Source organism: Haloarchaeobius sp. HME9146 (assembly GCF_025399835.1).
In the GTDB taxonomy this organism is placed as follows: domain Archaea; phylum Halobacteriota; class Halobacteria; order Halobacteriales; family Natrialbaceae; genus Haloarchaeobius.
This window is the reverse complement of the sequence record NZ_JAODVR010000002.1, coordinates 52,365-70,728: the sequence shown is the minus strand read 5'-3', so window position 1 is coordinate 70,728 and position 18,364 is coordinate 52,365. Positions and strand designations below refer to the sequence as shown.

General features: G+C 65.0%; 19 protein-coding genes. 16 read left to right on the top strand and 3 right to left on the bottom strand.

Annotated features, from left to right (window positions below; genetic code table 11):
• Window positions 1-16 precede the first annotated feature (16 nt).
• From N6C22_RS18320 to N6C22_RS18310, 3 genes are all read left to right on the top strand, one after another.
• A complete protein-coding gene (locus tag N6C22_RS18320; RefSeq protein ID WP_261652641.1) occupies window positions 17-2,146 on the top strand; it encodes a histidine kinase N-terminal 7TM domain-containing protein in 2,130 nt (709 codons plus the stop codon).
• A gap of 301 nt (window positions 2,147-2,447) precedes the next feature.
• Entirely contained in the window at window positions 2,448-2,921 is a 474-nt protein-coding gene (locus N6C22_RS18315) for a pyridoxamine 5'-phosphate oxidase family protein (RefSeq protein WP_261652640.1), read from the top strand.
• A gap of 85 nt (window positions 2,922-3,006) precedes the next feature.
• Window positions 3,007-3,618: a translation initiation factor IF-2 subunit beta gene (locus N6C22_RS18310; protein ID WP_261652639.1), complete on the top strand. Its 612-nt coding sequence runs from the start codon at window positions 3,007-3,009 to the stop codon at window positions 3,616-3,618.
• A 9-nt stretch (window positions 3,619-3,627) separates the two neighbouring features.
• Here N6C22_RS18310 and N6C22_RS18305 read toward each other — a convergent pair whose 3' ends face one another.
• Complete coding sequence (locus N6C22_RS18305; protein WP_261652638.1) at window positions 3,628-3,981, bottom strand: hypothetical protein; 354 nt, start codon at window positions 3,979-3,981, stop codon at window positions 3,628-3,630.
• A gap of 128 nt (window positions 3,982-4,109) precedes the next feature.
• On the opposite strand from N6C22_RS18305, the gene N6C22_RS18300 reads away from it, so the two are divergent.
• The 3 genes from N6C22_RS18300 to N6C22_RS18290 all read left to right on the top strand — a co-directional run bounded on the left by N6C22_RS18300 (window position 4,110) and on the right by N6C22_RS18290 (window position 5,842).
• Window positions 4,110-4,754, top strand: a complete 645-nt coding sequence (locus tag N6C22_RS18300) for a DsbA family protein (RefSeq protein ID WP_261652637.1) — start codon at window positions 4,110-4,112, stop codon at window positions 4,752-4,754.
• 96 nt (window positions 4,755-4,850) lie between these two features.
• Window positions 4,851-5,300: a universal stress protein gene (locus tag N6C22_RS18295; protein WP_261652636.1), complete on the top strand. Its 450-nt coding sequence runs from the start codon at window positions 4,851-4,853 to the stop codon at window positions 5,298-5,300.
• Between the two features lie 134 nt (window positions 5,301-5,434).
• Entirely contained in the window at window positions 5,435-5,842 is a 408-nt protein-coding gene (locus tag N6C22_RS18290; RefSeq protein ID WP_261652635.1) for a hypothetical protein, read from the top strand.
• Between the two features lie 13 nt (window positions 5,843-5,855).
• On the opposite strand, the gene N6C22_RS18285 is transcribed toward N6C22_RS18290, so the two are convergent.
• Window positions 5,856-6,674 (bottom strand): hypothetical protein, encoded by an 819-nt coding sequence (locus N6C22_RS18285; protein ID WP_261652634.1) that lies wholly within the window; start codon window positions 6,672-6,674, stop codon window positions 5,856-5,858.
• Between the two features lie 107 nt (window positions 6,675-6,781).
• On the opposite strand from N6C22_RS18285, the gene N6C22_RS18280 reads away from it, so the two are divergent.
• The 10 genes from N6C22_RS18280 to N6C22_RS18235 all read left to right on the top strand — a co-directional run bounded on the left by N6C22_RS18280 (window position 6,782) and on the right by N6C22_RS18235 (window position 17,378).
• Window positions 6,782-7,861: a TrmB family transcriptional regulator gene (locus tag N6C22_RS18280; RefSeq protein ID WP_261652633.1), complete on the top strand. Its 1,080-nt coding sequence runs from the start codon at window positions 6,782-6,784 to the stop codon at window positions 7,859-7,861.
• A 242-nt stretch (window positions 7,862-8,103) separates the two neighbouring features.
• Window positions 8,104-9,567, top strand: coding sequence for an extracellular solute-binding protein (locus N6C22_RS18275; protein ID WP_261652632.1), 1,464 nt, complete (start codon window positions 8,104-8,106; stop codon window positions 9,565-9,567).
• Between the two features lie 102 nt (window positions 9,568-9,669).
• Window positions 9,670-10,608, top strand: coding sequence for a carbohydrate ABC transporter permease (locus tag N6C22_RS18270; RefSeq protein WP_369684452.1), 939 nt, complete (start codon window positions 9,670-9,672; stop codon window positions 10,606-10,608).
• A complete protein-coding gene (locus N6C22_RS18265; protein ID WP_261652630.1) occupies window positions 10,605-11,585 on the top strand; it encodes a carbohydrate ABC transporter permease in 981 nt (326 codons plus the stop codon). Before N6C22_RS18270 ends, N6C22_RS18265 begins: the two co-directional genes overlap by 4 nt.
• 7 nt (window positions 11,586-11,592) lie before the next feature.
• On the top strand, window positions 11,593-12,753 hold the full coding sequence (locus tag N6C22_RS18260) for an ABC transporter ATP-binding protein (RefSeq protein ID WP_261652629.1): 1,161 nt from the start codon (window positions 11,593-11,595) through the stop codon (window positions 12,751-12,753).
• A 2-nt stretch (window positions 12,754-12,755) separates the two neighbouring features.
• Entirely contained in the window at window positions 12,756-12,959 is a 204-nt protein-coding gene (locus N6C22_RS18255) for a hypothetical protein (RefSeq protein WP_261652628.1), read from the top strand.
• Between the two features lie 81 nt (window positions 12,960-13,040).
• A complete protein-coding gene (locus N6C22_RS18250; RefSeq protein ID WP_261652627.1) occupies window positions 13,041-14,159 on the top strand; it encodes a Gfo/Idh/MocA family protein in 1,119 nt (372 codons plus the stop codon).
• A gap of 36 nt (window positions 14,160-14,195) precedes the next feature.
• Window positions 14,196-15,164, top strand: a complete 969-nt coding sequence (locus N6C22_RS18245) for a sugar phosphate isomerase/epimerase (RefSeq protein ID WP_261652626.1) — start codon at window positions 14,196-14,198, stop codon at window positions 15,162-15,164.
• A gap of 3 nt (window positions 15,165-15,167) precedes the next feature.
• Window positions 15,168-16,286 carry a Gfo/Idh/MocA family protein gene (locus tag N6C22_RS18240; RefSeq protein ID WP_261652625.1) on the top strand — a complete coding sequence of 373 codons (1,119 nt, stop codon included), beginning with the start codon at window positions 15,168-15,170 and terminating at the stop codon, window positions 16,284-16,286.
• Between the two features lie 9 nt (window positions 16,287-16,295).
• On the top strand, window positions 16,296-17,378 hold the full coding sequence (locus tag N6C22_RS18235) for a Xaa-Pro peptidase family protein (RefSeq protein ID WP_261652624.1): 1,083 nt from the start codon (window positions 16,296-16,298) through the stop codon (window positions 17,376-17,378).
• Here N6C22_RS18235 and N6C22_RS18230 read toward each other — a convergent pair.
• Window positions 17,367-18,329: a carbohydrate kinase family protein gene (locus N6C22_RS18230; protein WP_261652623.1), complete on the bottom strand. Its 963-nt coding sequence runs from the start codon at window positions 18,327-18,329 to the stop codon at window positions 17,367-17,369. The two genes, N6C22_RS18235 and N6C22_RS18230, sit on opposite strands and share 12 nt — an antisense overlap.
• Window positions 18,330-18,364: the final 35 nt, after the last annotated feature.

Here is an 18,364-nt window from a genome sequence, read left to right as displayed (position 1 = left end):
TATCGTGGTGACAACTATGGTCGGGGTGGTACCAGCCCTGCACGTCACCCTGCTCGGCGTCTCGATGCTCCTCTCGGGGTGGCTCGCGGTCGTCGGGTGGCGCGTCAAGGAGCGGCCCGCGGCGAAGCCGTTCGTGGGGATGATGGTGTCGACGGGGGTCTGGAGCGGCGGCTACGCGGTGGCACTCCTCACCGACGCCCCCCAGCTTCGCTTCTTCTGGGAGCAGTTCCAGTGGTTCGGCATCGCCTTCGCCCCGGTTTTCGTCCTGCTCTTCTTCGCGGAGTACACGGGGTTCGACGAACTCGCCAACCCGTCCATCCTCGCAGGACTGCTCATCGTCCCCGGTGTGACACTGCTGCTGGTGTGGACGAGTCCGTGGCACCCACTCATCTGGATGGACACCGACTACAACGTCGTCTACTCGCTCACCATCGCCGAGCAGGATGTCGGCCCATGGTACTGGGTTCACCTCCTCTACACCTACCTCCTCGTGGGAGGCGGAACGTTCCTCCTGTTGTTCGCGATTCGCCGGACCGGTGACCTGTTCTCGATGCCGACGGCCCTGGTCTTCGTCGGCGTGGCCGCCCCTCTCATCGCCAACCTCCTCTCTGTCCTCGGGTACGCACCGTTCCGAGGGTTCGACATGACCCCGTACGCGTTCAGCATCACCGGGTTGGCGTTCGCGGCCGCCATCTCCGGAGAGGACCTGTTCGAACGGTCGCCTGCCGTCCTCCAGCTCGGCCGGTACTCGGTCCTCTCGAACATCCACGACGCCGTCGTCATCACCGACCGCGACGGCGCAGTCGTCACCGCCAACGAGGAGGCGGAGAGGGTGTTCAATAAGCCAACTGGCATGGTCGGAAACTCCATCGACGACCTGCTGCCGACGGTCCCAGAGCCGGGAGCCGAACAGTCGCTGCAGACCATCGGTGACCGCGAGTTCGAGGTCGCGGCGGCAACCGTCGAAGACGCCGAGGAGCGGCCGGTAGGGGTTGCCTACACCCTCCACGACGTCACGGAGCGAGAGCGTAACCTCCGGGAACTGGAACGTCGCCAGACAGAACTGGCGTCCCAGCGCGCGGAACTGCTCGAACTCGACGCGATCAACACCGCGATTCGCGGCGTCCTCCAGATACTCGTGAGTGCCAGGACCGCCGAGGACCTCCTCGACGGGGCGACGAGCAGACTCGCGACGAGTGACTGGTACACCGATGCGTACGTCGACGCGGACCGCCCAACTGAAGGCCGCCCCGAAGACCCGTCGGTGACGACCGACTCCGGCGACGATGGCCCCGTAGTCGCCGCGCGACTCCCGCTCCCGTTCGGGACCACCACGTACGGGACGCTGGTCGTCGAGACCCAGCGGGAGGACGCCTTCGGCGACCGCGAACTCGCGACGCTCGAAGAGCTGGCACAGAGCATCGGTATGGCGCTGAACGCCATCGAGACCCGCCAGACCCTCCTGGCGGACACCGTCGTCGAACTCACCTACCAGTTCCCCGCATCGTCGTCGGTGCTCGCCCGCGTGAGCGCCGACTGTGACTGTCGGCTGACGGTCAATGGAACGGTCCCGGTCGCTCTCGACGACCTGCTGCTCTACGTCACCGTCGAGGAGGGGGACGTGGCATCGGTCGTGGCTGCACTCGAGAACGCGACCGAGGTCGACGAGATCCGGCAGGTCCCGAACCGCGACACGCTGGAGTTGCGCCTCCACGACGGCTCCCCTTTGCCAATCGTGATGGCACGGGGTGCGAACGTCCACGACGCGACCGCCGCGAACGGGACGCTCGAACTCGTCGTCGAAACCGGCAGCGGGAACGACGTTCGGGCACTGACCGATGCGCTCTCGGAGGCCGTGGGGACGGTATCGCTCCTGGCCAAACAGGAGCGGTCGCCCGCCACTGAGCCGGCGACGACCCAGTTCGAGGCGGACCTCACCGGGCGACAGGAGGAGGCCGTCGCGGCCGCCTACAACGCCGGCTACTTCGAGTGGCCGCGGGACAGCACGGCCGAGGAGGTCGCCGAGGCGATGGACATCGCCCCCTCGACCTTCCACAGCCACCTCCGGAAAGCCCAGGGCAAGATACTGACCGAGTACGTGGAGTCGGCAGCCGACACGGAGACAGACACCCTCGAACCGCGGTGAGTTCGCGGGTCCGGGGCGAACCGGTTTTTGTCGATGCCAGCTCGCAGTGGCCGATGATGGGTTCGAAGCGCTCGGTCCGGTTGTTATCGACTGGTAGTGAGTACTTCGCAGGTGATGTTTTCGGTAGGCTCGGGCGAGCTCGTTCGAGTCGTGGAACCGGCGCGTGGTGACCACAGGACCACGCACTGACCAGACACCTCAGAGAATGCATCACACGCCGACGGACACATCGAGCGTCGATTCCCCAGATTCGAAAATCGTGGCTTTCCTTATGTGAATGCGGACCTACCTTCTAGGTGGTATGACTATCGACGAACTCAGCGACTTCGGGATGGTCGCCATGGGGGACGACGAGATTCGCGACTTCCTGAACAGCGAGGGGATGGGTATCCTGGGCCTTCCGGCCGACGACGCGCCCTATCTCGTCCCGATGTCCTACGGGTACGACGGTGACACGAACCTTTACTTCACCTACCTGCTCGGGAAGGACAGCCAGAAGCGAGCACTGACAGAGAAGACGACGACGGCCAAGTTCCTGGTCTATCAGACGAACTCACCGTTCAACTGGGAGAGCGTCCAGCTCACCGGGACGCTCAGCCAGGTCCCAGAATCCGAGTGGCGCGCCCTCGGTGACGTGATGAAGTCGGCCTGGCGGCCCGAGATGTTCCAGCGCGCCATCACGAGTGGCGACCTCGGCATCGATATCTACCAGTTCGAAGTGACCGACTGGTCCGGCCTCAGGCACACCGGGTTGCCGCCGGAGTTCGAGCGCTAAGTCGCATCGGGCGCGAGCCCGGACCACCCCGGTCCCGTCGGACGCGCTTCCCAACATCTAAACGTTCCCGCGACTTCTTACGCCCATGGAATACGACTCTCTCCTCGACAGAGCGTTCTCGGATCTCCCGGACCGACCCCAGGAAGCAGGCGAGCGCCTCAAGATTCCCGACCCCGCGGGCGAGACGGACGGCGCATTCACACGCCTGACAAATCTCAACGCGATCGCAGACGCGGTCTCGCGTGACGCCGAGCACATGCACCGCAGCATCCAGCGCGAACTCGGTACCAACGGCCAGTTCGACGGCCAGCAGGCCCGCTACAACGGGTCGTTCACCATCGCGGACTTCACCGCGGCCATCGACAGCTACGTCGCCGAGTACGTCACCTGTGGCGAGTGTGGCCTCCCGGACACCCGCCTCGTCCGCGAGGACGGCATCGACATGCTGCGCTGTGAGGCCTGTGGTGCCTTCCAGCCCGTCTCGAAGAACTCCAGCAAGGGCAAAAACAAGCGCCAGCCCGAGCTCGAAGAGGGACGGACCTACCAGGTCAAGATCACCGGCACGGGCCGCAAGGGCGACGGTGTCGCCGAACGCGGTAACTACACCATCTTCGTGCCCGGCGCGAAGGAGGGCCAGACCGTAACGGTCCTCATCGAGAACATCTCCGGCAACCTCGGCTTCGCGCGACTCGCCTGAGTTCGCGACCTATTCTTCTTCCATCTCGTCGACGTCGACCCGCCCGATGACCTTCCACCTGAGGCGGTTCTCCCCGCTCGGGTGGGGTTCCCTGGTGACGATGTACAGGTACGCGTCGGGCGAATCCGGGTGGTTCCGCTTGACGACCTCCGTGTACCCCGGTCGCTCGGTGACGCGCAGGATCTCCTCGTCGCCCCGCGGTTCGATGTCGAGCGAGGGCTCGTGCAACCGGTTCAGTAGCTCCTGGGCGTAGAGGACGGTCTCTCTGACGACGTGGGGCTCGTCGGCGTGAGCCTGGAGCGCGTCGACCACGTCATCGGGGAGGTCGACCGGTGGGTCCGGGAACGGGGCGTCCGTGTCCATGCTCCTTTCTACGACACCACGACAGATGAATGCACGAGAAACCTCCGTGTCCCAGGGGTGTTCGCTCGTGCACGACACCGCCACAGGCGACTCGTTTATTTATCCCTGCAGGTCCGATGGGTTGCCGTATGAGCAACGCTGCCAACGACGAGCGTATCACCGTCTACTCCGACTACGTCTGTCCGTTCTGCTTCCTCGGACGCGAGTCGCTGAAGCGCTACCAGGAGACACGAGACGAGCCACTCGAGATCGACTGGCGGCCGTTCGACCTCCGGTCCCAGAAGCGCCGTCCCGACGGCTCCATCGACACGTCGGTCGACGACGGCAAGGACGAGGAGTACTACGATCAGGCGAAACAGGGCGTTCGCCGACTGCAGGAACGGTACGACGTCGAGATGGAGCTGGACCTCGCGGTCGACGTCGACTCCCTCGACGCCCAGATCGCCTCCTACTACGTGAAACAGCACTATCCGAACGACCAGTGGCTCGACTTCGACGTGGCCATCTTCGAGGCCCTCTGGCAGGAGGGTCGCGACATCGGTGACGAGGATGTCCTGGTCGAACTGGCCGAGGCGGCCGGAATCGACGGCGACGAGATTCGCTCGGCCATCGACGACGAGACGCTTCGCGCCGAGCTCCACGAGGAGTTCGAGAACGCCCAGCGTGCTGGTATCACCGGCGTCCCGACGTTCGCGTACGATGACTACGCCGCACGCGGGGCTGTCCCGCCCGAACAACTGGAGCGGCTCGTCGAAGGCACGAGCGGACAGTAGCCCTGGGAGCGACCCCCGAGACTCGCACAAACATTCACAACACACCGAGTAAATTATCCCAAGCAGTTAACTCAGAGCGGTGCGAGACTCGAGACAATGGCATTCGACACCGTACTGCTCGCCCTCGGTCAAGGGGACGAGGAACGCATCGAATCGATCACCGATACCGTCGTCGACATCGCCGCACCCAGCGACGCCACCGTCATCCTCGGCCACGTGTTCACGTGGGAGGAGTACGACGAGGTGAAAGCGAAGCTCTCGATCTCCAAGGACGCCGAGGTCACGCCCGACGACGTCGCCGCGAAGTACAGCCCGGTCCGGGAGGTCGAAGCACTCCTCTCGGAGGCCGGTATCGACTACGAGATTCGCGGGGCCGTCGGTGAGTACGGCCACGAGATCGTCGGGCTCGCGGAAGCCGAAGACGCGGAACTGGTCGTCGTCGGTGGGCGCAAGCGCTCCCCGACCGGGAAGGCCGTCTTCGGGTCGACCGCCCAGGAGGTCATGCTGAACGCGCCGTGTCCGGTGACGTTCGTGCGCTCCGATTGAACCGACAGCGACCCGCCCTTCTCGGCCAGTATCGACCACGACCACCTGGACTGGGGAGAAGCAATCCGTGACAACCGCGGACCCCGGTCCCTCCCTCCAGAAGACACTTGCCAGATAATTGACTACCTGACGGTGTGAACCGTCGAGCCCTCCTCGCAACGGTTGTCTCGCTCGGAACGGTCTCCGCGGGGTGCCTCGCCTCGGACGACTGTCGCGGGGTAGCACTGGCAGTCGAACTACGCCCGGCAACCGACGTGGATAGCTCTCGAATGCTGAACTTCGATTCCAAGCCGCTCTCCGAACGAGAGCGAGCAGTCCTCAGGCAGGCCGTGAACGAACGCGTGATGGGCTGTAGCCGTGACGATGTCGAGGGGCTCCAAGACGTCGCCGACCGAATCGTGGCGCACACCGGCCGAGAGGAGGCGTTTCTGGAAACCCTGGAGGGTCGAGCCAGCACGCCCGCAGTGTTCGAGGAGGCAGTGTACCGGGCGAACGTCATCTGGGATTCTGCAGAAGCAGCGGGCGGGCCACTCGGTGCCTGACCGCCGAATCGAACTACCCCGGGAACGTGAACAGTCGCGTGTCGCACTCGGTACAGGCCAGCACCTCGTCGGGGTCGGTCGCCCCGGCGCTGCCCCCACAGCACTCGACGGTGGTCGTGACTTCCACGGCACCACCGCAGTCCGGACACACGTCGAGGAACGTCCGGAGCGGTTCCGCGGCCGCCAGCCGGGTCTGTTCGTCGAGTCCCGTGTCAGCGAGCGCTTCCACGGCCGCGACCTCCGCGATGGCGACCGGCCGGGTCAACCAGGCGTCGGAGAGGCTCGCCGTGTCACCAGCCGAGACCACGACGTAGGGACCACGGGCACCATCTTCGACCGAAACTGAGGCGTCGGGCAGGAGGTCGCGGACGACGGCAGCCAGTTCTTCGGCCGAATCGTCCTGATGCTGCTCCATCCGGTCGTGCCAGGCAGCGTGGAACTCCTCGGAGAGCATGAGGTCCTCGCCCTCGGGGACGACGACGCCGACCTCGACCAGCCGCGTCAGGACCGTCTCACCGTCGATTTCGTCGCTCCCGAGCGACCCATCCTCTGCAGGGACTTCCGCCCCGCCGTCGGCGTGGAACGGGTCGCCGGGCAACGGCAGCGCGGCGACCAGCGGTGGCGCGAATCTGGGGGTGTAGGGAACGACGTACCCACGGGCCCAGATCGCGAGCAGGCCGACGAGGCCGACAGCCGCCGCGACGACCGGGTAGTCCAGCAGCGCGACGCCAGCGACCACGCCCCCGACGAGGACCACGTTGACGACCGTACAGGGCCAGCAACGCGACTCACCCGTGTACGCAGGGTTCCGGAACCGGTCCAGTGTACTCATCGCCAGATGGTCACGTGGCGCACGACAAAGGTCTGTCGTCCGCGACAGCACACGACACGTCGCCGCGGAGAGAAGGTTTTTCTCCCTGTTTCCCCACCGTTTCAGGTATGAACTCCGACGAGTTACGTGAAGTCCTGCAGGAAGCGGGACTCTCACCGTACCAGTCGAAGGCGTACGTGGCCCTGCTCGAGCTCGGGACGGCGTCTGCACGCGAGCTGGTCGAGGCGAGCGACGTTCCGGATCCGCGAATCTACGACGTGGTCCGGTCGCTCGAAGACCGAGGCTACGTCGAGACGTACGAGCAAGACACGATGCGGGCACGTGCGCACAGCCCGGCGGACGTGCTCGAAGACCTCCAGAGCCGTGCCTCTCGCTTCGAGCAGGCCGCCGACGAGATAGAGGACCGGTGGGAACAGCCCGAACTGGACCGCCACGCGGCGAGCATCGTGAAGCGGTTCGAGACCGTCGTCGACCGCGCGCGACTGTTCATCGAGGAGGCCGAGAACCAGATACAGCTCTCGGCCAGCCTCGAACAGTACGAGCAGCTCGAGGGTGCCCTCGCCGAGGCGCTCGAACGCGGCGTCTACATCCAGCTCTCCATCTACACGGCTCCGGACGAGGAGTACGAACTCCCCGCCGAGGAGCGACTCGCGAAGACGACGACCGAGGCCCGCCACCGACCGATTCCCTCACCGTTCGTCGCGCTCATCGACCGGCGCAAGGCGTGTTTCGGCCCCCACGAGGACGCCCTGAACGAGTACGGCGTCCTCGTCGACGACCGGATGCACGAGTACGTGTTCCACTGGTACTACGTCGGCTGTCTGTGGGAGATCTGTGACGAGATCTACACCGCCCGGAACGACGAGCCGCCCATCGAGTACGTCGACGTTCGCGAGTTCATCCGCGACGTGGAACCGCTCTTGCTCGATGGGGCGACCGTCGGCGTCCGTGTGCTCGGCAAGGACGTCTCGTCTGGTGAGGAACGGATACTGGAAGGCGACCTCACAGACGTCTACTACGAGGGTGATGACTACGTCGGTGCAAAGGAGATTCCGTTAGCCCAGCTGGCGGGACGCGCGTCGATCACCGTCGAGACCAGCGAGGGCGAGATCACCGTCGGCGGTGAGGGTGCGATGCTCGAGGATATCGAGGGGATTCGGCTGACGATGACCGAGATTTCGCGCTGAATCGTCGTTCAAACTAATGTATCGGATATTCTAGCAAACCGTCGAGTGTTTTCGGAAAGCCTCGCGTGCGCGAACGTTATAGGTAGGAGATACGAGAGCCGATAACCTGTCATCTATAGGACTACAACGCCTGTTGTATCCACGTTATCTATAAATCCAAAGGCCATAAACGTAGGCTTATGCCTGCGAATGGTTCGCAAGGGAGTCGAAGAAGCGCACGGAAAGTTAGCCGTCGTTCGTTCGTGAAGGTCGCTGGCGCGTCCGGTGTGGGAGTTGGACTCGCCGGCTGTGTCTCGAGCAACGACAACGGAGGCGATAACAGTGGTGGTGGCGGTGGCGAAGACACCGACACCGAGACCCAGATCAGCACGGAAGCTCCGACGGAGGATATCACCGTCCAGTTCGCGGGTGACTCTAACTTCAAGAAGGTCGAAGGAGAGATCAACAAGATCCTCCACGAGAACGGCCTGCCGGAAAACATCACTCTCGAAGTCATCGCCGGCTCGTTCACCACGGGTGACCGGAAGGCGAAGTACAAGAACATCCTCTCGGCCGGTCAGCAGAAGCCGACCATCATGATGATGGACAACGGCTGGATGATTCCGTTCGTCGTCCGCGGCCAGCTCCAGAACCTGAGCAAGTCCGTCCCGTCCGAGATCACGGAGAAGGTCAAGAGCGACTACTTCGAGGCCAGCGTCGCGACAGCCACGATGGACGGCGACCTGTACGGCATCCCGCTGTTCACCGACGTCCCGACCATCCACTACCGCAAGGACCTGGTCGAGCAAGCTGGCTACGACCCGGACAACAACAACTGGGCGACCGAGCCGATGAGCTGGCAGAAGTTCTCCCGTGTCATCAGCGACACGATGGAGCAGACCGGCAAGGACGGCTTCACGTGGCAGGGGAAGGCCTACGAGGGTCTCTCGTGCTGTGCGTTCAACGAATTCATGAGCACCCAGGGTGGCGCGTACTTCGGCGGAATGGACAACCTGTTCGGCCCCGTCGGCGACCGCCCGATCACCGTCACCGAAGAGCCCGTCATCCGTTCGCTGAAGATGATGCGGACGTTCATCCACGGCAGCAGCGACGACCAGTCGCTCGACTCGGTCACGGGGAACATCTCGCCCCAGGCTGTCGTCCAGATGACCGAGGAGCCGTCGCGTGAACCCTTCACGAACGGCGACGCGATCGCCAACCGCAACTGGCCCTACTCGATCATCATCAACGGCGCAGAGGACGCCTGGGGCAAGGACCTCGGAACGATGCCGGTCCCGTACGGCGTCACGCCCGAGGAGTCCAAGTACGACGGCATCGGTGGTACCAGCTCCGCCCTCGGTGGCTGGCACCTCGGCATCAACCCGAACTCGAGCGACACGCAGAAGCAGGCGGCCGTCCAGATCTTCAAGGCGATCACGAAGGAGGAAGCCCAGCTCCGTCTGTTCGAGCTCGGTGGCTGGATCCCGCCGGTCCCGTCCGTCCTCGAGAGCCAGAAGGCGAAGCAGCTCGACATCATCGGCCGCTACCTCGACACCCTCCGTGTCGGTGGACAGAACATGGTTCCGCGTCCGGTCACGCGCGTCTGGGGCCAGGAGTCCACGCAGATCTCCAAGGAAGTCAATGCGACCCTCCAGCAGAACAAGTCGCCGAGCAAGGCCATGGAGAGTCTTGCCGCTTCCCTGGAACAAATCGAGAACAGCGTCTAATAACAGACCTGGCACATAATAATGGCAGCAGAATCAGAGACACGATCAGGCCCGCTGCGTGAGAGCCAGCGATCTGGCCCATATGCGTCGGCTGTCCGCTGGATGGAGAATCTCAGCGAGGCCCAGTTCGCGTATCTTTTGCTCACGCCAGCGTTGCTGTTGCTTGCCGCGATAGCGGTGTGGCCACTGTTGAGTACGTTCCGCATGTCGTTGTTCGCGGACAACCTCATCGCCGCCGGTCAGGTCGGTGACTTCGTCGGAATCAAGAACTACACCCAGCTGCTCACCGGCAAGAAGAACGCACTGATGCCGTCACCGTTCATCCCGACCAGTCTGTCGGTCGACGCGCTGTTCAACAGCGCACTCACGGTGACGCTCATCTTCACCATCACGAGCGTCGTCTTCGAGACCATCATCGGTTTCGGCCAGGCGCTCGTCCTCGATCAGGACTTCAAGGGGCGACGCTGGGTTCGTGTCGCCATCATCATCCCGTGGGCTGTGCCCATCGTCGTGCAGGGGATGATCTTCTTCCTGATGTTCCAGCCGGGCATCGGGTTCCTAATCGGCAGTGAAGAGGCACCGACCATACTCCAGACCCTGGGACCGTTCTCGTTCTCCCCGTTCGCGAACACGATCGACTCCACGTTGATCGTCATCGTCGCGGACATCTGGAAGACCTCTGCGTTCATGGCCCTGCTCATCCTCGCGGGGCTGCAGAGCATCGACCGGAACCTGTACGAGGTCGCCCGCGTCGCGGGTGCCTCGCCGTGGCAGCGCTTCAAGTACATCACGTTCCCGCTCATCCTGCCGACCATCCTGGTCGCGATGCTGTTCCGCACCATCCAGGCGATGCGGGTCTACGGGATCATCGAGACGGTGTCCGGTTGTTCGACGGTTCCATCGCTATCATGTCTCGTCATCTCGACGTTCAATAACAACCTGATAGCGACGTCCGCGACGGTCGCGTTCGTGACGGCAGGCATCATCGGCCTGGTCGTCACCGTCTACATCATCGGGTACGCCCGGGAGGACATGGCATGAGTACCGACGATTCCACGCAAGAGAATCCGTTCGCTGGCGGTGACGCAGAGCTCAAGCGGGGCCCGTTCCAGCGCTGGGTCGACAAGTCCATCCAGGACCCCCAGCGTGTGTACCGCTCGATGTTCTACGTGGTGACGATATTCTTCCTCACCACGACGCTGTTCCCGTTCTACTGGTTGCTGATACTGGCGTTGACGCCGACCGGTCCGAGCGGGACGCTCCCGGAGATCGGGCTGCTTCCGAACGGGTTCGAGGTGAGCACGTTCCAGCTGGTGTTCGATACGATACCGTTCATGCGGTATATGTTCAACAGCCTGTTCCTCGCGCTCAGCACCACGGTCATCGTGCTGTTGCTCGCGAGCCTCGCAGGCTACGTCTTCGGACGCCTGGAGTTCCCGGGACGTCGCGGGCTGATGCTGCTCGTGCTCGCCATCTCGTACTTCCCGCCGGCAGCGTTCTTCCTGCCGCTGTGGGACCTGTTCAACGGGAACGTCAGCCTCTCGCTGCTGGGATACACCATCTCGAGTCCGCAGCTGTACAACACGCCGGGCTCGATGATGCTCCCGTTCAGCGCCATCTTCATGCCGCTGTCCATCTTCATCCTGACGACGTTCTACGGCCAGATTCCGGACGGCCTGGAGGACGCGGCCAGGATAGAGGGGACGACGCGGCTGGGGGCGCTGTTCCGCGTCATCGTGCCGCTGTCGGCACCCGGTGTCGCGACCGCGGGCGTGCTGACGTTCATCGCGGTGTACAACGAGTTCTTCTTCTCGTTCCTGATGACCTCAGGCGAGGCGGAGAACTGGGCACCGGTCGTTGCTGGTATCCTCCAGCTCCGCCGGGCCGGGCAGTTCCAGACCACGTACAACGCGATGGCGGCAGCGAGCATCATCGCGGTCTTACCAGTCACCATCCTCGTGGTGGTCGCACAGGAGAAGATCGTCAGCGGACTCACCTCAGGAGCACTCAAGGAGTAACTCAGTCATGGCACGTGTCAAACTAAACGACGTCATCAAGCAGTACGACGACGTGACAGCGGTAGACCACATGAACCTCGACATCGAGGACGGCGAGTTCATCACGCTCGTCGGTCCGTCGGGGTGTGGGAAGTCGACCACGATGGAGACCATCGCCGGACTCACCAAGCCGACGTCCGGGCAGGTCCTCATCGGCGACACCGACGTCACGAACTACCCACCGAAAGACCGCGGGGTCGCGATGGTCTTCCAGAACATCGCGCTGTTCCCGCACATGGACGTGTACGACAACATCAGCTTCGGGCTGCGGTTGCGCGACTACGACAAAGAGGAGATCGACCGTCGCGTCGAGCACGCCTCGAAGGTCGTACAGCTCGAGGGCATGCTGGACCGCCAGCCGGACGAGATGTCCGGTGGGCAGCGCCAGCGTGTCGCCATCGCCCGCGCCATCGTCCGGAACCCTGCAGTGTTCCTGATGGACGAGCCGCTGGCGAACCTCGACGCGAAGCTGCGTGTGCACATGCGGACGGAGCTCCAGCGCCTGCACAAGGAGCTGGACACCACCATCATCTACGTCACGCACGACCAGGCGGAGGCGATGACCATGTCGGACCGCATCGCGGTCATCAACGACGGGACGCTCCAGCAGATAGACCCGCCGCTGGTCTGTTACAACGAGCCCGCGAACCTGTTCGTCGCCGGCTTCATCGGGTCGCCGTCGATGAACTTCATCGAGGGCGAGGTGACCAACGGTGGCTTCACGTCGGAGTACATCAACGTGCAGTTCGACCCCAGCGACTTCGGCGTCTCCGAAGGCGACCAGGTCACCCTCGGCGTCCGCCCGGAGGACGTCTACCGCGAGGAGGACCTCCAGAAGGTCGAAGACCCGACCAGCCCCGTCCAGACGATGACCGACGTGCTCGAACCCATGGGGAACGAGATATTCGTCTACCTCACCTACGGGGACGAGGCGACCTCTGGCATGCAGGAGGAGGGCGACGACCGCCTCCTGATGAGTGTCGACCCGGACACGGAGATCTCGGAGGACATCGCGCAGTCGGTCGTCCTCGACCGCTCGCGGCTCCACCTGTTCGACACCGCGTCCGGAGAGGCTATCGTCCACGGACTGTCCCAGCCGCTCCAGTCGGAGGCTCGCTCGGGTGACTGACGATGGTGAGTGAGGCCGCACTCCTGTACTTCGGGGGAGGAACGCTCCTGTTCTTCTTCTGGGTGTACGGCATCGCGTCGTTCATCCTGGACCTGAAGAACAAGGTCATCCCCGGAATCAGACAGTACATGCGCGGTCGTCGCCGCCAGAAGGAAGCCGAGCAGCGCGAACGCGAACGCGACGAGAAGGAAAAGCAGTTGCTGTAACACGGCCGGCGGCGTTCACCCGCCACGGCTGTTTTCCATTCCGCACCGCAAACGAACGCAACACGGAGAGACAACTGAACTATGACAGATGATGATACAATACGGATTGGTATCGTAGGCCTCGGTGGTATCGCACGGCACCACGCCGACCACCTGGAGGCACTGACGAACGACGACGACATCGCTGCTGACCTGGCCGGCGGGATGGACATCGTGGCGGACGCGCGGGACGCGTTCGAGGCGGACTACGGCGTCCCCACGTACGAGGACGCGGCAGAGCTCTACGAGACGGTCGACGCCGTCATCGTGACCACGCCGAACCGGTTCCACGAGGAGTACGTGACGAGCGCGCTGGAAGCCGGACTCGACGTGCTCGTCGAGAAACCGCTCGCGCACTCGGTCGAGAGCGCCGAGCGCATCGCCGCGGTGGCGCGAGACGCCGACAGCTTCTGTATGGTCGGCTTCCACAACCGGTTCGCACCGACCGTCGAGGTACTCAAGGAGCAACAGGACCAGGGCCGGTTCGGCGACGTGTACCACGTCGAGGCGAACTACATCCGCCGGCGGGGCGTCCCCGGGCGCGGCTCGTGGTTCACCGACTCCTCGGTCGCGGGCGGCGGCTCGCTCATCGACATCGGCGCACACGCCATCGACCTGGCGATGCACATGCTGGACTTCCCCGAGGTCGTGGAGGTGTCGGGCGAGACGCGCTCGATATTCGGCGGCCGCGAGGACTACACGTACCTGCACATGTGGGGCAAGGACGGCGACGGCGACTTCGACGTGGACGACTCCGCACAGGCGCTCGTCCGCTTCGCGAACGGCCAGACGCTGGCCCTGGAGACCTCCTGGGCGACCAACCGGCCGCCAACGCAGACGTACGTGATGCAGGGCACCGAGGCCGGCGCGACCGTCGACCGCGCGGACGAGACCCTGACCATCCACGAGGTCGAGGACATCGGTGGGCCGCACTTCTCGGACACCGAGATAACGACCAGGGAAGAACCAGCGCACCGCAAGGAGCAACGCGCCTTCGTCGAGGCCGTCGCCGCGGGCGAAGCGCCCGAGCGCAACACGGTCGAGCAGGCGCTCACCGTCCAGCGGATCATGGGCGCGATCTACGAGTCCTCCGAGCGCGGCGAGGCCGTCTCCCTGCGCGACGACCACGACACGGAACCGCCGCTCCAGCCACCGAACTGAGCAAATAATTAACTACGACTATCGTAAATCACCACCATGGACATCGGCGTACTCACCGTCCCACTCGGACAGGAACCGCTCGAAGACGCACTCGACTACCTCGCCGGAATCGGCGTCGACGCGGTCGAGATCGGCTGTGGGGGCTACCCCGGCGAGGACCACCTCGACCGCGAGGCACTCCTCGACGACGAGGCGGCCCAGCAGGAACTGCTCGCGCTCGTCGAGGAGCACGACCTTCGAATCAGCGCGCTGGCGACGCACAACAACCCGCTGCACCCTGACGCGGAGCAGGCGGACCTCGCGGACCGCGAACTCCGCGAGGCCATCACGCTCGCGGGCCAGCTCGACGTGAACACGGTGACGTGTTTCTCGGGGCTGCCCGCGGGGAGCCCGTCGGGCGAGGTCCCGAACTGGATCACCGCCCCGTGGCCGCCCGAGCACGCGGACGCACTGGACTACCAGTGGGAGCTCGCCATCGACTACTGGTCGGACATCGCGGCCCACGCCGAAGCCGAAGGCGTCGACGTGGCCATCGAGATGCACCCGAACATGCTGGTGTACCAGCCCGACACGATGCTCCGGCTGCGCGAGGCGACGAACGAGCGCATCGGTGCGAACTTCGACCCCTCGCACCTGTACTGGCAGGGCATCGACGTGACCGAGGCCATCCGGTTCCTGGGTAAGGAGGACGCGATTCACCACGTCCACGCGAAGGACACCCGCATCTACGAGCACCACAGCAAGCGCAAGGGCGTGCTCGACAACACCTCCTACGCCGATGGCCAGGACCGCTCGTGGATATTCCGCTCCATCGGCTACGGCCACGGCGAGGAGCACTGGAAGGACATCGTCTCGACCCTTCGGATGGTCGACTACGAGGGTGCCCTGAGCATCGAACACGAGGACGCGCTCACGAGTTCCCGCGAGGGGCTGGAGAAAGGGGTCGACGTACTCCAGCGCGCCGTCTTCGAGACCACCCCCGGCGACGCCTACTGGGCGGAGTGAAACATGAGTGAAGACCCGCTCTCCGTCGGCTTCCTGGGGTACCGCTTCATGGGCAAGGCCCACGCGAACGCGCTGGCGCGACTGCCCATGTTCTTCCCGGACGCGCCGGAGATCGAACGCGACGTGCTCGTCGGGACCGACGAGGACGCCCTCGAGGAGGCGACCGACCAGCTCGGCTTCGCCCGCTACGCGACCGACTGGGAGGAGGTAGTCGACGAGGTCGACGTGTTCTACAACCTCGGGCCGAACTTCCTCCACGTCGAGCCGACCGTCGCGGCGCTCAAAGCCGGGACGCACGTCCTCTGTGAGAAACCGCTCGCGCCGACGACCGAGGGCGCGGAGAAGGTGGCCCAAGCGGCCCGCGAGTCCGACGCCGTCGCCGGCTGCGCGTTCAACTACCGGTTCGTCCCGGCCATCAGGTACGCCCGCAACCTCATCCAGTCGGGCCAACTCGGCGAGATTCACCAGGTCCGCGGCCGGTACATGCAGGACTGGCTCGTCGACCCCGAGGCCCCCTGGTCGTGGCGCAACGACGAGGAGTTAGCCGGGAGTGGCGCGCTGGGCGACCTTGGCGCGCACACGGTCGATCTCGCGAACTTTCTCGTCGGCGAACAGACCGGCCCGATGGACCGCGTCAGCGGCCACCTCCAGACGTTCGTCGAGGAGCGCCCGGTCGAGGGCAGCGACGAGACGAAGCCTGTGACCGTGGACGACGCCTACAGCGCCCAGGTCGAGTTCGAGAACGGCGCGATGGGCACCTTCGAGGCCTCGCGGTTCGCCACGGGCCACAAGAACGACCACACCATCGCGGTTCACGGGTCGAAAGGCAGTGTCAAGTTCTCGCTCGAACGCCTGAACGAACTCGAGGTCCACCGCGAGGGCTCGCGGGGCTACGAGACGGTGCTCGTCACCGACCCGGACGACCCCTACGTCGACCACTGGTGGCCGCCGGGCCACGTCATCGGCTGGGAGCACACGTTCGTCCACGAGAATTTCGAATTCCTTTCGAGTGTCGCGAGTGGCACCGACTTCCACCCCAGCGTCCAGGACGCCCTCGGCGTCCAGCGCATCCTCGACGCCATTGAGCGCAGTGACGAAAGTAGTGAGTGGGTAGACGTTTGAGCTAGCAGTATGAGTAGAGCAACGAAACTCGACAGGCTCGACGCGCTCCTCGCAGAGCGCGACCTCGAAGCCGTCTGGTTCGCTCGCCCGAACTCGTTCGCCTGGCTGACCGGCGGCGACAACGTCGTCGACCGCGCCGGCGACATCGGCGTCGCGGCCGTGGGCTACGACGGCGACAGCGTCCGCGTCGTGACGAACGACATCGAGGCCGAACGCCTCCGGGCCGAGGAGGTGAACGACCCGGTCCATCCGTTCGTCTGGCACGACTGTTCGCTGGCCGAAGCGGTCGCCGACCACAGCCAGACACCCGCCGCGGCTGACTTCGACGTCCCCGGCTTCGAGTCGGTCGACGCGAGCGCCCTCAGACAACCACTCACGGACGCCGACATCGAGGCGTACCGTGACCTCGGCGCGGACGTGGCGAGCGCGATCGAAGCCGTCTGTCGGACCGCAGAACCGACGGACACCGAACTCGCGGTCGCCGCCGAACTGCGCCAGAAACTCATGCGTCAGGGCATCGATTCGCCCGTCGCCCTCGTCGGCGGGGGCGAGCGCGCCCAGCTGTTCCGCCACTACACGCCGAAGGACGAACAGCTGGGCGACTACGCGCTCGTCTCGGTGACCGCGACGCGCGGGGGCCTCTGTACGAGTTGCACCCGGACCGTCGTGTTCAACGAACCCGAGTGGCTGGCCGAGCGCCACGACGCCGCAGCCACCGTCGAGGCCACCGCGCTCGCCGCGACCCGCGAGGTCGGACGCGAGGGCGGGACCGCCGGCGACGTGTTCGCGGCCATCGAAGCTGCCTACGAGTCGGTGGGCTACCCCGGTGAGTGGCGCAACCACCACCAGGGTGGCGCGGCTGGCTTCGCCGGGCGGGAGTGGATCGCCACGCCCGACAACGACGCACCCGTCGAACTACCGCAGGCCTACGCCTGGAACCCGACGGTACAAGGCGCGAAAAGCGAAGACACGGTACTCGTCACCGAGGACGGGTTCGAAGTACTGACCCGCCCCGATGACTGGCCGACCGAGACGTACGAACCCGTCGGCCACGAGGGACTCCTGACGCGTGCCAAACCGCTACGACGCTGACTCCCGGAACGCACCCACATCCGTTCCGGACGGCAGCGCGGTCATCGCACCCGCAGCGGTGGTCGCGACTGCCGCCACAGCGTTCGCATGCGCCAGAACCTCCTCGATATCTCGCTCTCCATCGTCCACTGCAGCGACTGCGCCGGCGAGGAAGGCGTCGCCCGCGCCGGTCGCATCGACGGGCTCGACCGGATAGCCGTGGTGCTCGGCCGTCGTCTCGCCCCACGGGGCGTCGGCGGTCGAGAACGCGACGGAGCCGTCTGCGCCACGGGTCATCAAGACGGTATGCGGGCCGACCTCGGTGGCCGCGTCGGCGAGTTCCGCCGCCGTCTCGCCCCGGAGTTCGAGCAGTTCCAGTTCCTCGTCGGTGGCCTTGAGCACGTCCACGTCCGAGAGCGCGTCGCCGACGACCGCCGCGAAGTCGTCGTCGGGCCAGAGTTCCGGGCGGTAGTTGGGGTCGAACCAGACAGTACAGTCGTGGTCCTGGGCCCGCGCGAGCAGGTCGAGCGTGGCCTCGCGAGAGCGACCGGACGCGAGCGTGACGCCCCCGCAGACGACCGTTTCGGCCGCTTCGAGCGTCTCGTCCGGAATCCGGCCTGGCTCCAGCCGGGTGTCGGCGGTTCGGTCGCGGTAGAACGAGAACGACCGGTCGGCGTCGGCGTCGTGGGTGACGAACGCGAGCGTCGTCTGGGCCTCGGGGTCACGTTCGACGAATCTCGGGGGAAGCCCCTCGTCCTCGAGCGTCTTCGTCAGGAACTCGCCGAAGGGGTCGTCGCCGACACGGGTCCAGAACCACGGGGTGTGTCCGAGTCGGGCGAGTGCCACCGCGACGTTGGCCGGGGCACCGCCCGGCCGTCTGTCGAACGACTCGACCTCGGTCAGCGGGCCGACGCGCTCGGGGAGGAAATCCACGAGCGTCTCGCCGGCGACGAGGATACGTGGGTCGGTCATGCACGTCGATTCTCGGTGGGTACAGGTAAACCCAT

Coding starts and splice junctions, on each gene's coding strand:
- N6C22_RS18305 (WP_261652638.1), bottom strand. CDS start 3,981: ATGGACACGGACGCCCCGTTCCCGGACCCACCGGTCGACCTCCCCGAT.
- N6C22_RS18300 (WP_261652637.1), top strand. CDS start 4,110: ATGAGCAACGCTGCCAACGACGAGCGTATCACCGTCTACTCCGACTAC.
- N6C22_RS18260 (WP_261652629.1), top strand. CDS start 11,593: ATGGCACGTGTCAAACTAAACGACGTCATCAAGCAGTACGACGACGTG.
- N6C22_RS18235 (WP_261652624.1), top strand. CDS start 16,296: ATGAGTAGAGCAACGAAACTCGACAGGCTCGACGCGCTCCTCGCAGAG.
- N6C22_RS18265 (WP_261652630.1), top strand. CDS start 10,605: ATGAGTACCGACGATTCCACGCAAGAGAATCCGTTCGCTGGCGGTGAC.
- N6C22_RS18310 (WP_261652639.1), top strand. CDS start 3,007: ATGGAATACGACTCTCTCCTCGACAGAGCGTTCTCGGATCTCCCGGAC.
- N6C22_RS18315 (WP_261652640.1), top strand. CDS start 2,448: ATGACTATCGACGAACTCAGCGACTTCGGGATGGTCGCCATGGGGGAC.
- N6C22_RS18230 (WP_261652623.1), bottom strand. CDS start 18,329: ATGACCGACCCACGTATCCTCGTCGCCGGCGAGACGCTCGTGGATTTC.
- N6C22_RS18285 (WP_261652634.1), bottom strand. CDS start 6,674: ATGAGTACACTGGACCGGTTCCGGAACCCTGCGTACACGGGTGAGTCG.
- N6C22_RS18295 (WP_261652636.1), top strand. CDS start 4,851: ATGGCATTCGACACCGTACTGCTCGCCCTCGGTCAAGGGGACGAGGAA.
- N6C22_RS18250 (WP_261652627.1), top strand. CDS start 13,041: ATGACAGATGATGATACAATACGGATTGGTATCGTAGGCCTCGGTGGT.
- N6C22_RS18245 (WP_261652626.1), top strand. CDS start 14,196: ATGGACATCGGCGTACTCACCGTCCCACTCGGACAGGAACCGCTCGAA.
- N6C22_RS18240 (WP_261652625.1), top strand. CDS start 15,168: ATGAGTGAAGACCCGCTCTCCGTCGGCTTCCTGGGGTACCGCTTCATG.
- N6C22_RS18320 (WP_261652641.1), top strand. CDS start 17: ATGGTCGGGGTGGTACCAGCCCTGCACGTCACCCTGCTCGGCGTCTCG.
- N6C22_RS18270 (WP_369684452.1), top strand. CDS start 9,670: ATGGAGAATCTCAGCGAGGCCCAGTTCGCGTATCTTTTGCTCACGCCA.
- N6C22_RS18255 (WP_261652628.1), top strand. CDS start 12,756: ATGGTGAGTGAGGCCGCACTCCTGTACTTCGGGGGAGGAACGCTCCTG.
- N6C22_RS18280 (WP_261652633.1), top strand. CDS start 6,782: ATGAACTCCGACGAGTTACGTGAAGTCCTGCAGGAAGCGGGACTCTCA.